We start from the raw sequence: 15,912 nt of genomic DNA on the forward strand, positions 1-15,912 counted from the left end.
CTGATTTAATCCTGAATTCTTTAAAAAATGGATCCTGATTGACAAACTCAGAATTAAATCAGGGTTTGGTCAGTTTATTGTTTTCACAACAACTTAAGCTTTTAGTCATTCTCTAAACTGGAAGTGTAATTATGAAAATAGCAACGGTATTGGTGTTGGTTTTATCTTGGTCACATGTGTTTTCTCAAGCCTTAACTTGGCTGTCTAAACCGCAACATGAAATGGGTATGGTGGCAAATTCTGATGTTTTTGATCAAAAGGTTTCAGCCAATGGCAGGTATCTGACATTTGTCAGCGACGCAGGTAACTTGGTTGTTGGTGATGGTAATTATAGCGATGATTTGTTCCTAAAAGATCTGGTCAGTGGTCAAATCTTACGGGTGTCAGAAACCAGTAATGGCAGTGAAATAGATACCAGCAAAATTTATCATTTCAGCCGAGCCAGTGATGATGGACGTTATGTGTCATTTACTTCAGATGCTGATAATTTACCCATGGCCAATGGTGGGCCCATCGTGTATTTAAAAGATTTGCAAACTGGGGTTTTGGTGGCTGACAGCGTAGACGCGTCAGGTCAAAATGTATTCAATGTTGAAGCTTATGTGGGTGCATTAGAGCAGTCAAGTGATGGTAGGTATTTGGCATTCACCAGTGATGCCAATGTGGTCAATAATGCCGCGGAGACCAAGAATGTTTTTCGCAAAGACCGTGACAGTGGCAGCTATTTATTGGTCAGCATCAGTCACCAAGGGTCAGCAGCAGGTGGCGCTAGTTTAGAAGACATGTCATCCAATGGTCGATTCATCACTTTTCAAAGTGATGGACAAGTGGTGCCCAGCAGTCCCAATCCAGGATATGTTACCAATTATTTGCGGGATATGAATTTTGGTACCACCGTTTTATATCACCGTGACACCAATCAAGTAGCAGTTACCGGAAGTTACTTAATCAGTGCAGTATCGAATCAGGGGACTGTGGCATTTTGCTCTTTTTCAGATGATTTGATTGCCAATGACAGCAATGGTCGAAGTGATGTTTTCATTTACGAAGCTGGAATCATCAGCAGAATCAGCCAAGATGTCAATCAAGGTCAAATCAATGATGCAGAATGTGAAATCTATTATATTAAACGCAATATAGAAATCAGTGATGATGGTCAATATATCGGCTTTCTTCATGCTTCTGATGCATTGACTGCGGAAGACAATCAAGGGCGGGTTCAGGCCTATTGGTTCAATCGCAACAACAACCAAACCACGATGCTGTCAAAATCGGGTGCAGGCATGTCTGCTGATCAAGATGTGGTTGGCATCAGCATGTCTGGTGATGGTCAACGTATCAGTTTGCTGACAGCTGCCAACTCTTTGCCGCACCCCAGTCCCAACTATATTTATCAAAATCTATACTTATACAACCAGAATGTAGGGGGGCTGTCAGGCGTCAACTTGGCACAGGTTGCGGTCCAACATTTGCTCGCTGATACCAGTAAGCCGGTCATGTCTGCGGACATGTCTACCATCCTGTTTTCATCCAAAGCCCCCAATGCATCTGGTTTGAGTGAGGTGGATGACAGTACTCATTTATACAGCATCAATCGGAACACAGGAGAACAAGTTTTGCTGGTTAAACATATCAAGCCTGGCTCTCAAGACTTGTCTGATAACGGACGTTACCTTACTTTTGTCAGCGATCGTTTTCAACCGAACTCATCAATAGAGATAGGGGTTGAATCTGTTTTTCTATACGACAGGCAAACCGATCATTTTAGTCAGATTGCACCCGGAGATTCGCCGAAAGTGAATGACCATGGCTGGGTAGTATTTGAATCAACTGATGACAGTTTGAGCCCCATTGATGACAACAATACCACAGACATATACCTGTATGAGCCAGTAAGCCAGAATTTAAGTTTGGTGACCCAAGCCCTGGCTGGTGACGCGGCCAATGCCTTAAGTTATTCACCAGATATTGCTGGTGAAGGCGTTTCAACTTGGATTGTATTTATTTCATTTGCTGACAATCTAATTGCTGATGATGATGAAAATATCAGTGATGTGTTTATGATTAACTGGCAACAAAGCCCAATCCAGAGGGTCACTGAAAATGCTTTGGGGGAAGGGCAAAATGCCGACAGTTACCAGGTGGCGATTTCTTCAAACACCCAGACCATAGCCTTGGCCTCATATGCACAAAATTTAACCAGTGATGTCCATCCTTATTTTTCATTGCAAGTATATGCCTATGACAGGATTAATAACCAGTTCACCCTGGTGACATTAGACCAGTCGGGAGATCCACACAATGAGAATAATTTTGTGAGCCACATTGGTTTATCTGCTTCTGGACGGTATATCAGTTACAACACCTATGGTTATTTTGGTAACGACCCTGACGAAAACAACCTCAGCAGTGTCTATGTATATGATCAATTGTTGCAAACCAATCAACGCATATCTCAATTCTTGGATGGCACGGAATTGCCTTCAGGCAGTCATTATGGATACATACAAGTTGACGAAACGGTTTCTCCACACTTAATGTCTGTAGTATTCAGCAATCAAGGTGATTTGTTGAACCCACTACCTAACACCCAATACCAGCAAGTCATGTTGTTTCAACAAGGTGGCCCAGGTGTGGATTTAAGCATGCAAGTCAGTGGCTCAGGCTATGTATCTGGTAATTTGGGGTATTTTTGTCAGGCCAACTGTTCAAATACTTATGACTTAGGAACCACACTTAATTTGTTGGCTATTGCTGATGATGGCGCTACATTTCAAGGTTGGAGTGGTGATGTTTGCCAGGATGCCAATCCAAGTTGTGAAGTGGTGATGGACCAAGCCAAAAACATGCAAGCGATCTTTACCAGTAATGATGTTATTTTTAAACACGGTTTTGAATGAAAAACAAATGGGCCAATGGTTGGTTGATAGTAAGCCATTGGCTGTTGTTGTTATTTATGTTGATGTATCTGTTGGGGATCAATGTCCAAGCTCCCCAACTAGATTGGACTTCAGTTTCGGCGCAAATCATTGATGCTGAGGTGATCAGGAAGTATCAAAAAGCCGAAACACCCGAAAATAGTGATGTTCTGATTCAATTGGTTTATCGTTACATGTGGGACAATCGAGAATATGTGAACCGTGGGTTGGTTAGGCCCTCACAAGTCATCCCTGCCCATGGAGTACTGACCACATTAGAAACCAAGCAGTTGCTGTTATCAGAATGGTTGAAGCCAGGCACAGATATAGAACTATGGGTCAATCCTGAGCACCCATCCCAAGCCATGGTTGCTTGGCACGTTAGCAATCAAGCTGTCTGGTGGTTGCTTTTGTTTTGGGCTTTATTGATGTTGTGGTTCATCAACAGCCGATGATTGTTGGACCATGTCAGTTAAATGCTTGAGGTATTCATTGTCTGAAGATGTCCACAAGTCGGCTGATTTTTGTTGGCAAAGGTTCATGGTTTTAAGTGCTTTTATTTGCTGACCCAATTGTTCATGGGTTTGCGCCATCAGTTTAAGGTAAGGCAGCGCAAATGGTTTGTATTTGGTAGATTCTTGTAATGCCTTCATGGCCAAATCGGCTTGATTTTGCGATAAATATATTTCAGCCAAGGTGTTATTGATGTTGATCAATGATTCACCATCTTCATTCTGTAAGGCTTGTTGTTTGGCCTTTTGCAACAACTCAAGAGCGATGTCGGACTTGTTCTCTTGCCATTTAATTCGTGCCATGAACCAATCCAATCGAGGTTGCATGCGAATTTCATGTTGTTGATCTATGTGCTGTTGCAATTCATCTATCAATGGCTTGGTTTTTTCTAACTCCCCAGTGTCAACATACAAACTCAAAGCCAACATGTTATTTTTAATCAACGCCCTACCATTGTTGGTCGAAGATGCCAAATCAAAATGTTGCTTGAGTTGACGCTGTGCTTCTGGCCATTGTTTTTGTTCTCTGGCCATGTCAAAAAACAATTGTTTTGCAGCCATTTGCATGGCCGGATATTCAATTTCAATGGCAATTTTTTCTAGTTGTTGTGCCATTTTTCTGGCTTTGTTGTGTTCACCTTGAACCATCAATACATAGGTTAACTCATTCAAAGTAGCGCCTTCGCCCAGTTTAAATCCAATTGATTGGGTAATGGCCAGAGATTCATTCAGATAGGCTTCGGCCAGCGTGTAATTGGCTTGTTGGCTGGCTATTCGTGCCAAAGCTGATAATGTTTTGGCCGCACCCAGAGAATCATGGTTGCGTTCAAACAAATCCAAAGCTTGTTGTAAATGATGCTGGGCTGATTCTATGTGCCCAAGTTTTTGTTGGATGGACCCTTTTAATGCCAATGTGCTGGCAAGCAACGCCACATTTTCTGATTCATTTAAATATTCAAGGACCACATCTAATTGTTGGTCGGCAACTGTGGCTTGGTTGGTGTTAACCAAAACATAACTGTATTCATAGCGTGCCTTTAATAGAGGTAGGGATACTTGGTCTTTGTATTTGGTAAATAACTCTGTATACAAAGCAATGGCTTCATCGTATTTCCCCAGGGTGTCCAATACATAGGCTTTAAGGGAAAAACTGGCTATATTTAATTCAGTGCTGATTGGTAATTGTAGCAAAGTGTTTAATGTTGCCAGTGATTCATCGTGTTGGTTTTGTAAAGACAATACATGCGCCAATTGGTACTGAGCCAAGTAAAAAGTTGGTGCCTCTTCAGTGATGAGGTCAAGTTGTTTGCGTGCTTTGTCATAGTCATGACTGTTTAAACTTTCCATGGCACGGAGGTATAACTCTGCCACATGATCACTGGGTGGCAACAAATAGGTTTCAGTAGGACTGTGCGTATTTAATGAAAGTGCGGACTGCAGCCAGTCTGTAGCACTTTGTAAAACATGGCCCAAATGTTCCCCGTTGAATATTTGAGAAATGTTTTTGTTGTGTTGTGAAACAGTGACTGTCAATTGAAAGTTTCCATCAATTTGTTCCATTTGAGATTCAATGGTTTGCAATCGGGGCATAAACGTCTGCTGATTAACAATGAATTGTTGATCGTCAACAAATTGTGGTTTATCGACAAAGTCCACAACAGTCGCTAAACCAGAATAATGTATCCATTGGGACAGCAGTTGTTCGGTGCCTATTTGTGCCCATTGTTGTTTGGATTCTGCAGCAGGTATGAGCAACACTTGTGGTTTAATTGTGGGTTGATTTGGTTGTGGCTTAAATGGCCAGCCAACGATAATTAAAACCAATATTACGGCAACGGCCATTAACCATTGCCATCGTTTGGGTTCTTTGGATGGTTGGTCGATCAATGATTCCACTGTGGGTACAAATTTAACACCTTGCCCATAAACCACTTCAATGTAGTCGCCTTCTTGGTATTGGTTGAGCGTTTTCCTTAGTTTAGAAATACTTTGATCAATGGTGTTGTCGCTGACTATGCGACCAGCCCATACATGTTCAACCAAATCATCTTTGCTGTGAATTTTTTCTTGATTAATCAACAAATAATGCAATAAATCATAACTTCTTTTGGTGAGAGTGACAGGTTGATTTCGATGGTTTAGCTCTCTCAGTTCTGTGTTGAGGACAAAGTCAGAGAAACGATACTTCATACATGTGGTTAATGATCAAAACCATTATCTTAGCATTTTACAAAAACAATGGCAGCTTCAAAAAGTGGTATAAAATGGCTGAACTGAAGTTCAGCCATTTTTTTTAAACGATAAATTGGTTCAAATGCTCTATCTCAGGAAGTGACTGTGGTTTTCTGACAGGTAAGGACTTGGCTGCTGTTCTGAGTGTTTCGGCTTCTTGAAGAAACTGTTTGTATAACGAAGTTCTTAACATGGGTGACAGCGGTTGTGGGTTGTCTATGTCTTGTTTAAAGGCTTCGTCTAATGACAGTTCAGGACATTTGCCATCGTCGTTGATGTGTTGCCAACAAGCTTGTTTCAAACAAAACTTATACCAGGGTAAAAATTCAGCACCATTCTCGGCAATAAATTTTACAGAATCAATGATGTACTGAACTTCTGGTTCATCCATGATGTAGTGAAAACCAACCCGACACCAACCGGGTTTGATGCCATGATAGCCTTGTTGAATCAAAGCCCGATATTGTTCAGAGGTTTCTTCATCAATGCCCAGCAGTTGATGGCCATAAGGGCCAGCACAAGAACAGCCAGCTCTTGACTGGATGCCGAATAAATCATTCAACAAAACAGTGACGAATTTAGGATGCAGGTATTTACCTGATGCTGTTTTGATATTAAAGGAGACAATTCCCACTCTGTTTTTTGGGTCTTGATCCCCTAAAATTTCAATCCTGGGGTGTTGTTTCCATTCATTGAATGAAAGGTTCAACCATTTTTGTTCAATGTCATGTATTTGATCAACACCAAACCTGTCTTTGACTTCAAAACACAAAGCAGCTCGCATGATTTGTAACACACCGGGGGTTCCGGCTTTTTCACGTTCTTCAATGTCTTCAATAAAATCATGATCATGTCTGGCCACATAACTGACCGTACCGCCACCAGAAACTGTGGGTCGAAGTGCGGTTTGGTAGATTTTTTTATTAAACACCAAGACGCCGGTTGAACCGGGTCCACCCAAAAATTTATGTGGTGACAGGAATACAGCATCGTAATAGCCCAATGGGTCGTCTTTGGGGTGCATGTTGATGTCAACATAGGGTGCGCTGGCCGCAAAATCAAAAAATGCCAAGGCATCATGTTGATGTAACAAACGAGCAATTTCACGATTGTGTGAGATTAAACCAGATACATTGGAAGCGGCTGAAAATGAACCAATTTTCAATCGGTTTTTATAGGCGTCGTTGGTTAAATGCACTTCTAATTGGGCTAAATCGGCGTGGCCCCTTTCATCCAAGTCCAACTCGATCACTTCACACAAGCCATCACGCCAAGAAATTTCATTGCTGTGATGCTCATAGGGGCCGACGAAAATCACGGGTGACTGGGCTTTAATTTTATCCAAGTCACAATCAGCTGATCGTTCAATTTGTGCCCTGGTAGCTGGTGGAAGGTAAGTGCCCAAAATCTGCTGAATCTTATTGATGGCACCGGTGGCTCCAGTTCCAGTACAAATGATGCGATCGTTTTCATTGGCGCCCAAGGAGTCTTTGATTCGCTGCTCAGCATCATGTAACAGGCGAGTCATTGAACGTCCCGTCATGTCATCTTCCGTATGGGTGTTGGCATAATGACGCTGTAGCTTCATTAAGTATTTTTCGATAAAAGTCAGGGTACGACCTGAGGCAGTGTAATCACAATAAGTCATCAGTCGTTGACCAAAAGGCGTACAAAACGGAGCATCCACACCAATAATGGCTTGGCGTAAGCAGTCAGGTTTTAAATTATTATCAGTTATGCTCATAATCATGTTCTCTTTTATCAGCTGAGCATTTTAGTTGACTGCAGCCGTTTAATACAGCCTTGAATATCAAAATATTAGAAAAAACTTAAGTAGTTGATATCAGCCAATTATTTACTGCAGGGCTTCAACCACATCTAACGTGGCTTTGGCTCGATTTAAGGTATAAAAGTGAATTCCGGGAACGCCTTGGTCTAACAGTTGTTGGCATAATTTTATGGTGAATTCAGTGCCGAACTGCTGGATGGATTTGCGGTCATCGCCATAGCTTTGTAATTTATATTGTAACCAACGAGGCATATCGGTGCCACAAAAACCACAAAAGCGCTTGATGTTGGAAAAGTTGGTAATGGGCATGATGCCTGGCGTAATCGGGGTGTCTATACCTGCTTTTTCACAGTGGTCAACATAATTGAAGTAAGCGTCAGGGTTGAAAAAAAACTGAGTAATGGCTCGATTGACTCCAGCATCTACTTTTTGTTTGAAGTATTTGATTTCAGATTCAAAGGATTCAGTTTCAGGGTGAATTTCAGGGTAGCAACCTACCGTGATATTGAATGTGTTGGGGTATTTCTCATGAATGAACTCAATCAATTCATTGGCATACCGAAAATAGCCAACTGAGCCCATACCAGAGGGCACATCACCTCGCAAGGCCAATATATCAGTGATGCCATGTTGGATGTATTGATTCAACAAGTCTTCAATTTCTTGTGGTGTTCCACCCATACATGAAAGGTGGGGGATGACCTTGGGTGTTTCGTGGGTTTTGAGCTCAAGAACCGTTTCTGCAGTGGCAGTGATGGTCGATCCACCGGCACCAAAAGTGACTGAGAAAAAATCTGGGTTGAGTTTTCTGAGTTTTTCTTGGGTATCTAACAAAATTACTTTCTGCTCCGGTGTTTTTGGAGGGAAAAATTCGAAGCTCAGACCGAACTGTTTTTGCTTATTCATTTTATTATCACTCATAAAAAAAGCCAGACGTTGCCTGGCTTTGAATTCATACAAAAAAATTGTGTGTTGCTGATAACATTAATATCTGTAGTGTTCAGGCTTATAAGGGCCAGCCACTTCAACACCAATGTATTTGGCTTGCTTGTCAGTCAATGTGGTCAATTTTGCACCAACACGACCTAAATGCAATCTGGCCACTTTTTCATCCAAATGCTTAGGTAATACAAATACATTGTTGTCATATTTGTCACCATCTTGATAAAGTTCAATTTGTGCCAACACTTGGTTGGTGAATGAATTTGACATCACAAAGCTGGGGTGTCCAGTACCACAACCTAAGTTAACCAAACGGCCTCTGGCCAATAGGATGATGCGTTTTCCATCTTCAAAGATGACATGATCAACTTGATCCTTGATCGGATCCCATTCACAATGCTTTTCCAGTGAAGCCACATCAATTTCATTGTCGAAATGTCCAATGTTACAAACAATGGCTTGGTCCTTCATCGCTTTCATGTGTTCAAAAGTGATGATTTGGTAATTACCTGTGGTTGTTACAAATATGTCAGCATCCTTTACGGCATCTTCTAAAGTCACGACTTGGTAACCTTCCATTGATGCTTGTAAGGCGCAAATAGGGTCAATCTCGGTGACCGCAACGATGGCACCCAAAGCGCGCAATGAGGCTGCTGATCCTTTGCCCACGTCACCAAAACCACAAACCACTGCTTTTTTACCAGCGATCATGACATCAGTGGCTCGTTTGATGGCATCAACCAATGATTCACGACAACCGTATAAGTTATCGAATTTAGATTTGGTTACGGAATCATTCACATTGATGGCTGGGAACGGTAAGTCGCCCGATTTAGCCATGTCATATAAACGTTTAACACCTGTGGTGGTTTCTTCAGTCACACCTTGGATTGAAGCCAACGTTTTGCTGTACCAACCTGGTTTGCTGGCTAATCGTTTCTTGATTGAAGCGAACAAAAATGTTTCTTCTTCAGAACCTGGGTTATCCAATACGCTGGCATCTTTTTCAGCTTTGCTACCTAAGATCAATAACATGGTGGCATCACCACCGTCGTCTAAGATCATATTAGGAGCACCGCCATCAGACCATTCCATGATTCTGTGGGTGTATTCCCAGTACTCTTCCAATGATTCACCTTTGACTGCGAATACGGGAATGCCTTGATCTGCCATGGCAGCGGCTGCGTGATCTTGGGTTGAGTAAATGTTACAAGAAGCCCAGCGAACATCAGCGCCCAAAGAGCGCAGGGATTCAATCAATACTGCCGTTTGGATGGTCATGTGTAAAGAACCAGCAATACGAGCACCTTTCAATGGTTGGCTGTCTTTGTATTCTGCTCTGATTTGAACCAATCCAGGCATTTCTGTTTCGGCGATTCTGATTTCTTTGTGTCCAAACGCTGCCAAGCCAATATCGGCAATGACATAGTCAGGTTGTATGTTTTTAACTGTTTCAGTTGTCATATATATTCTCTAATTTAGTGTTTTTGTGGTTAAGTTTTTTTATAAGCCAGCTTCTGATCTGAGCAAGGCTGCTTTGTCAGTGCGTTCCCATGTAAAGTCAGCATCTTCACGACCCATGTGGCCATAAGCTGCCGTTTTCTGGTAAATAGGACGCAATAAATCCAAGCTGGTAATGATGCCAAAAGGCCTGAGGTCAAAATGTTCTCGAACCAATTTTTCAATGGTGCTTTCTGATACTTTGTTGGTACCAAATGTGGTTACACTGATTGAAGTCGGTTCAGCCACGCCAATGGCGTAAGAAACTTGAATTTCACATCGCTCTGCCAAACCGGCTGCCACGATGTTCTTTGCTACATACCTACAAGCATAGGCTGCAGAACGGTCAACTTTTGATGGGTCTTTACCAGAAAAAGCGCCACCGCCATGTCTGGCCATACCACCGTAGGTATCTACAATGATTTTACGACCAGTTAAGCCACAATCGCCTACAGGTCCACCAATCACAAAATTGCCAGTGGGGTTGATGTGAAATTTGGTTTTTGAATCGACCCAATCGGTGGGTAAAACTGGTTTGATGATTGATTCCATCACGCCTTCACGTAAATCCGCCAATGACACGTCTGGATCATGTTGAGTGGATAAAACCACGGCATCTATGGCCACTGGTTTGTCATTTTCATAACGGAAGGTCAATTGTGATTTGGCATCTGGTCGCAACCAAGGAAGAATTCCTGCTCTTCTGACTTCGGCTTGTTTTTGCACCAACAAATGTGAATAAGTAATGGGCGCAGGCATTAGGACGTCGGTTTCATTTGAAGCATAACCAAACATCAAACCTTGATCTCCAGCGCCCTGTTCTTCGGGGCTTTGACGATCAACACCCATGTTGATGTCATGTGATTGTTTACCAATCAAAGACATTACCGCACAACTGTGTCCATCAAAACCAACATCTGAATTGTCATAGCCTATATCGACAATGACTTTTCTAACGACTTCGTCAAGGTCAATCCAAGTATTGGTGGTGATTTCGCCGGAAACGATGGCTGTTCCGGTTTTCACCATGGTTTCACAAGCGACGCGCGCCTTGGGGTCGTCTTTTATGATGGCGTCCAATACGGCATCAGATATTTGGTCGGCTACTTTATCTGGGTGGCCTTCAGAAACAGATTCTGAGGTGAATAAAAAATTGCTCATGGCTGTATATATCTCTTAATACGGATAAAGAGATATATTGTATGTTTTTTTCTGCTTTTGTCTACCATATTTATCGATTATTGCTCATATTCGCTTGTATTTTATTGACCTTTACTTATGATGCATGGGTATTTATGACATTTTTTAATCAATGAAAAATTTGAAAGGAATCTTGTTGGCTGTCATTTCAATCGTAAATACCGTGGTTATGGTAACGTTGTTGATGGTTTTTGCTGTGTTGAAACTGATCTTGCCCATTGAGGCTGTGCGTTTGTTATTATCAAAGGTGTTGGTTTGGATCGCCGAGATGTGGATTCAGGTTAACAGCATGGCTTATCGTTTGTTTCACGGTGATAAGATCATCACTGATGAATTACCAGATCTTGCCAGGGACCAATGGTACTTGGTTGTAGCCAACCACCAAAGCACTGCAGACATTCCAATCATCCAAGCCGTTTTCAACAAAAAAATCCCTTTCCTTAAATTCTTTTTAAAAAAGGAATTAATTTGGGTGCCGTTTTTAGGTTTGGCTTGGTGGGCATTGGATTTTCCATTTATGCGAAGGTACAGTCAATCGTATTTAAAAAAACACCCACAAATGAAAGGCAAAGATTTTGAACAAACAAAGAAATCTTGTGAAAAATTTAAATCATTTCCGACCAGTGTCATCAGCTTTATTGAAGGCACCCGGTTTACTCAGCAAAAACATGCCAAACAAAAATCACCTTTTCAGTACTTATTAAAGCCCAAGGCTGGTGGCGTGGCTAACGTGATGGGCAGTATGGGTACAGAGATGAAGCAACTGTTGTTGATTACAGTCTGTTATGAAAATAATGTACCTGGAATGTGGGATTACCTGTGTGGGAATTTTCATGGAGCAGAGGTAAAATGTGAAAAAATCGTTATACCTGATACGCTATTGAACAAAAATTACCAAACTGATGAAAAATTCAAAACGGAATTGTTTAAATGGAGTCATCAATTATGGTATAAACAAGATAAGAAGTTAAAGGACTTTTATGAGCGAGCAAACATTTAAAGTTGTATTCAAAGGTAAGATAGACCGAACTATTGGGTTGGCGCGTGCCAAAGCCAATTTTGCTAAGTTGTTTAAATTGCCAGAATCCAAAGTTGAAGCGATGTTTGATGGCAAAGAAAGGACTTTGAAAAAAGAGATGCCTATGGATAAGGCCAATCACTTCAGAGCGGTGTTGAAAAAAGCGGGCATCAAAGTCAGTTTAATCAAAAATGAAGTGGAAGAAGTTGAAAAAACCATGGAAGATTGGGAGCTTAATGATCCAGGCACAGTGATTTTAAGACCCATAAAACCACCGGAAAGACACATTGAAACTTCTCACATTAAGGTCGATATTGATTTTGATCATTTAGAGGACAAACCACAACGCGATCCACCTGAAGTTGATATTGATCATATAGTGATAGATGAATCCGAAGAACCGATCATTGTCACCAAAGAGGTTGAAGTACCCAATTTTGATTTCAGTGAACTCGATTTAGATGAGGTGGGTTCCATCATCGTACGTCAAAAGAAAATTGAAACGCCAGACATCCCAACTGATGACTTGACTTTGGATGAAGCTGGCAAGCAAATTGTTGAGAAAAAAGAAATTCCTGAGCCTGAAATAGACATCTCGAACATCACCCTTGATGTGAAATAAACAGCTAATCCAACATTGTTTCATGTCGCATTTTAATGGCTGAATGTCACATTAAATCAGTGAGTTGGAAGGTATTTAATGATTCCTTTAAGTTGTTTTGTAGCAGGTGATTCGCTGCAATTAAAAATGTTGCAACTTGTAAAATGTGACGCTGTTTGTCAACAATATATTGTAATGTTCTATGTACGTTTTAATCCATTTTATATGGTACTGATTTATGCCTTTATAACTCTTTTTTAACAATTTCATATTTAACTGAAGCTGTTTATCTATACAATACCTTTGATTTTAATTAACTAAAAGGTGTGTGGATGAAAAAATGCAATGCATTTTGTGTGGCAATTATGTTGGTAATAAGCTCAGTGGCTTATTCAGACATAACGGGAACTATTTATAGAGATTTTGACGCTGACGGCCAACAGGCATTGTTAGAACCCGGATTAGCAGGCGTATTAATTAATGCTTACGATGCAACGGGTGCAGTGGTTGGAAACTCCCCTCAAACTTCTGCCTTTGATGGAAGCTATACACTGACAGGAATTTCATCTGATGTAAGGGTTGAGTTTACATTACCTATTGATGGTTCTTTGGATTTTATAAAAAATGGTGCTATTGGAACGAATAACAGCACATCTGTTGTTTTTGCTACTGATGGACAAATTATCGATTATGGCTTCAACAACCCTTCTGATTTTTGCGAGTCAGACCCTCAGTTAACTTCATCATGTTTTGTAAATGGAGATCCATTGCCTGCCATGAGCCCTGCAGGAGCATTGGATGTATTGGTTACATGGCCCAGGTCTAGAGTGGGCAACAGCACACCACCTGATCACATTGCATTCGGAAGAGAGTTAGGTTCTGTTTGGGGTTTAACATGGGACAATGAAAGAGAAATTTTGTTTGCTTCGGCTTTTTTAAGAAGGCATGCCGGTATGGGCCCAGACGGCATGGGGGGAATTTATCAAATTGATTTGTCAAATATGGCATCTCCAGTTATATCTAGTTTCTTGGCTGTTCCTAATGTAGGTCTAGATCCACGGGTTGAGGATATGGTTCCTTTACCAACAGATCCAACAGCACAAAGCGAAGATACCACGGCATTTGACAGTGTGGGTAAACGATCATTGGGAGATATGGATATTTCGGATGACAACAGTACCTTATATGTTATGAATCTAAACACACAATCACTGATCAGTATAGACATTGATACAGCTGTAATTACCAATACTTTCCCTGTTACAAATCCAGGTTGTGCTGCCGCCAGTGATGTGCGTCCTTTTGGTGTTGAGTTCCATGATGGGGAAGTCTATATCGGTGTAGTTTGTTCAGCTGAATCTACCAATGACACCAATGATTTAGATGCCTATGTGTTGCGTCTTAATGCTGGTGTTTTTGTTAATCATTTTGGACCCATAAATATGGATTACCCAAGAACCAATGCTTTTAATAACGCTGCTGGTTTGATTCCATGGAATCCTTGGTCTGCAACATTTCAAACCACGGCAACATCTGGCTTTGATGGCTCAGATGTTAATTCTGTCTATCCACAACCAGTTTTGTCTGATATTGAATTTGATTCTATAGATGGTTCTATGATTTTGGGCTTCTTAGATAGACAGGGAGTACAAACGGGCGCTATGAATTTAACGCCTGATGGAACACAAACTGTGCAAACAATTGCTGCAGGGGATATTTTACGGGTGTGTTCCAATGGAATGGGTGGTTATGTGCTTGAAAATTCTGGAGTTTGTTTGGGCAATGGTTCAGGAACCAATGCAGGCGATGGACCTGGTGGTGGAGAATACTACGACAATGAATTTTTTAGTAATCATAAAGAAACTTCGATTGGTGGCTTATCTCATATACCAGGCACCAATGAAGTGGTTTCTACTGTAATGGACCCATTTGCTTTTAGATCAGGCGGTGTCAGAATTTTTAATAACTTCAATGGTGGCTTAATTGATGGATTTGAGGTCTATGAGATTGATGCCGTAGGGACTTTTGGAAAAGCAGTTGGGCTAGGTGATGTCGAATTAATGTGTGGTCCTCCACCCATGGAAATTGGTAATAGGGTATGGTGTGACAATGGTTCTGGTGTGTCCGCCAATGATGGTAATGGTATACAAGACCCAGGCGAAGCAGGGGTCAGTGGCGTGAATTTAACTCTGACTTGCGGGACAGAAAGCGCAGATGTTTTAACAGATGGTTCAGGTCATTATTTATTTACAGATCCAGTTTGGTCTGCTTCTGGCAATTCTTTAAGTTCGGTTATTCCCAGAGACAGCAGCTGTACAGTTAGTATCGACATGACGGTTCCTGCCAATGATACTGCAGTAATGAGTGCATGTGGGTTAATTACGCCAACCCAACTTAATGCAACTTCTGCTTTGTTAAATGATGAAATTAGGGACAGTAATGGCAGTACAACAATGCCTTCAATGATTGTGGCAATGGTTAATACCACAGGAGTTAATACCACAGGTGGCCCAGGTGAAAATGATCACACCATTGATTTTGGATTTGGTCCAACTTTGCAATTAGGTGACTTCGTTTGGTTTGACACCAATCAAGATGGTATCCAAGATGGCGGTGAACCAGGTGTTAATGGTGTGACGGTCAACTTATATGACAACGCCACCTGTACCGCGCCCATTTTTATGACTACCACCACGCTCAATGGTGGACTACCTGCTGCTGATGGTTATTACAATTTTGGACCATTGTTCCCAGGTAGTTATTGTGTTGAGTTCAGTGATTTGCCAGCAGGTCATCAATTCACCGTGAATGATACCCCGCCTGATGATGCAGTTGATTCAGATGCCAATCCACTTAATGGACAAGTAGCTAATATTAACTTAATGGCTGATGATTTCAGCATTGATGCCGGGATATTCCTTAATGGTTCAATTTCAGGTGTAACCTGGTGTGAAAGTACGACCAATGCCAACACCAGTTATGATCCAGGTGACAGCGACACTTTACTGCCTAACATTCAAGTGACTTTGTATGAAGATGCCAATTGTTCTGATACGGTTGATGGGTCAGATGCAACGACCGCTGTTTCCATGGACACCAATGCCTCTGGTGCTTACTTGTTCAGTAATTTACCTGTGGGTCCAGTCGGTAATGCCTTGTGTTACATCACAGAAGTTGATGTCAATGACACTGATTTGAAT

Annotated in this window: 10 protein-coding genes; 5 read left to right on the top strand and 5 right to left on the bottom strand. The window is 41.5% G+C overall.

What is annotated here, in order from left to right:
- Positions 1 to 131 precede the first annotated feature (131 nt).
- Both CCS90_RS11955 and CCS90_RS11960 read left to right on the top strand, forming a co-directional pair.
- Complete coding sequence (locus CCS90_RS11955) at positions 132 to 2,900, top strand: InlB B-repeat-containing protein (protein ID WP_099019807.1); 2,769 nt, start codon at positions 132 to 134, stop codon at positions 2,898 to 2,900.
- Entirely contained in the window at positions 2,897 to 3,373 is a 477-nt protein-coding gene (locus tag CCS90_RS11960; protein ID WP_099019808.1) for a DUF3592 domain-containing protein, read from the top strand. Before CCS90_RS11955 ends, CCS90_RS11960 begins: the two co-directional genes overlap by 4 nt.
- Here the strand turns inward: CCS90_RS11960 and CCS90_RS11965 are convergent.
- The 5 genes from CCS90_RS11965 to metK all read right to left on the bottom strand — a co-directional run bounded on the left by CCS90_RS11965 (position 3,341) and on the right by metK (position 11,054).
- Positions 3,341 to 5,620: a tetratricopeptide repeat protein gene (locus CCS90_RS11965; protein ID WP_099019809.1), complete on the bottom strand. Its 2,280-nt coding sequence runs from the start codon at positions 5,618 to 5,620 to the stop codon at positions 3,341 to 3,343. The genes CCS90_RS11960 and CCS90_RS11965 overlap by 33 nt on opposite strands.
- A gap of 103 nt (positions 5,621 to 5,723) precedes the next feature.
- Positions 5,724 to 7,406, bottom strand: coding sequence for an aminotransferase class V-fold PLP-dependent enzyme (locus tag CCS90_RS11970; RefSeq protein ID WP_162846871.1), 1,683 nt, complete (start codon positions 7,404 to 7,406; stop codon positions 5,724 to 5,726).
- A gap of 111 nt (positions 7,407 to 7,517) precedes the next feature.
- Positions 7,518 to 8,357, bottom strand: a complete 840-nt coding sequence (gene metF, locus CCS90_RS11975; protein ID WP_099019935.1) for a methylenetetrahydrofolate reductase [NAD(P)H] — start codon at positions 8,355 to 8,357, stop codon at positions 7,518 to 7,520.
- 78 nt (positions 8,358 to 8,435) lie between these two features.
- Positions 8,436 to 9,857, bottom strand: coding sequence for an adenosylhomocysteinase (ahcY, locus tag CCS90_RS11980; protein ID WP_099019811.1), 1,422 nt, complete (start codon positions 9,855 to 9,857; stop codon positions 8,436 to 8,438).
- A gap of 39 nt (positions 9,858 to 9,896) precedes the next feature.
- Positions 9,897 to 11,054: a methionine adenosyltransferase gene (gene metK / locus CCS90_RS11985; protein ID WP_099019812.1), complete on the bottom strand. Its 1,158-nt coding sequence runs from the start codon at positions 11,052 to 11,054 to the stop codon at positions 9,897 to 9,899.
- A gap of 151 nt (positions 11,055 to 11,205) precedes the next feature.
- On the opposite strand from metK, the gene yihG reads away from it, so the two are divergent.
- The 3 genes from yihG to CCS90_RS12000 all read left to right on the top strand — a co-directional run.
- The gene (gene yihG, locus CCS90_RS11990) at positions 11,206 to 12,093 is read left to right on the top strand and encodes a 1-acylglycerol-3-phosphate O-acyltransferase, YihG family (protein WP_099019813.1); all 888 of its coding nucleotides are present in this window, start codon (positions 11,206 to 11,208) and stop codon (positions 12,091 to 12,093) included.
- Positions 12,074 to 12,733 (top strand): hypothetical protein, encoded by a 660-nt coding sequence (locus CCS90_RS11995; protein WP_099019814.1) that lies wholly within the window; start codon positions 12,074 to 12,076, stop codon positions 12,731 to 12,733. The genes yihG and CCS90_RS11995 overlap by 20 nt, the downstream gene beginning before the upstream one ends.
- Positions 12,734 to 13,077: 344 nt before the next feature.
- Positions 13,078 to 15,912 (top strand): SdrD B-like domain-containing protein (locus CCS90_RS12000; RefSeq protein ID WP_180236532.1); only part of this gene is annotated, 2,835 nt, incomplete at its 3' end.

It is taken from the genome of Marinicella litoralis (assembly GCF_002591915.1).
In the GTDB taxonomy this organism is placed as follows: Bacteria; Pseudomonadota; Gammaproteobacteria; order Xanthomonadales; family Marinicellaceae; genus Marinicella; species Marinicella litoralis.

Bases quoted from the DNA above. Each gene is read 5' to 3' on its own strand.
- CCS90_RS11955 (WP_099019807.1), top strand. From the start codon at position 132: ATGAAAATAGCAACGGTATTGGTGTTGGTTTTATCTTGGTCACATGTG.
- CCS90_RS11960 (WP_099019808.1), top strand. From the start codon at position 2,897: ATGAAAAACAAATGGGCCAATGGTTGGTTGATAGTAAGCCATTGGCTG.
- CCS90_RS11965 (WP_099019809.1), bottom strand. From the start codon at position 5,620: ATGAAGTATCGTTTCTCTGACTTTGTCCTCAACACAGAACTGAGAGAG.
- CCS90_RS11970 (WP_162846871.1), bottom strand. From the start codon at position 7,406: ATGAGCATAACTGATAATAATTTAAAACCTGACTGCTTACGCCAAGCC.
- metF (WP_099019935.1), bottom strand. From the start codon at position 8,357: ATGAATAAGCAAAAACAGTTCGGTCTGAGCTTCGAATTTTTCCCTCCA.
- ahcY (WP_099019811.1), bottom strand. From the start codon at position 9,857: ATGACAACTGAAACAGTTAAAAACATACAACCTGACTATGTCATTGCC.
- metK (WP_099019812.1), bottom strand. From the start codon at position 11,054: ATGAGCAATTTTTTATTCACCTCAGAATCTGTTTCTGAAGGCCACCCA.
- yihG (WP_099019813.1), top strand. From the start codon at position 11,206: ATGAAAAATTTGAAAGGAATCTTGTTGGCTGTCATTTCAATCGTAAAT.
- CCS90_RS11995 (WP_099019814.1), top strand. From the start codon at position 12,074: ATGAGCGAGCAAACATTTAAAGTTGTATTCAAAGGTAAGATAGACCGA.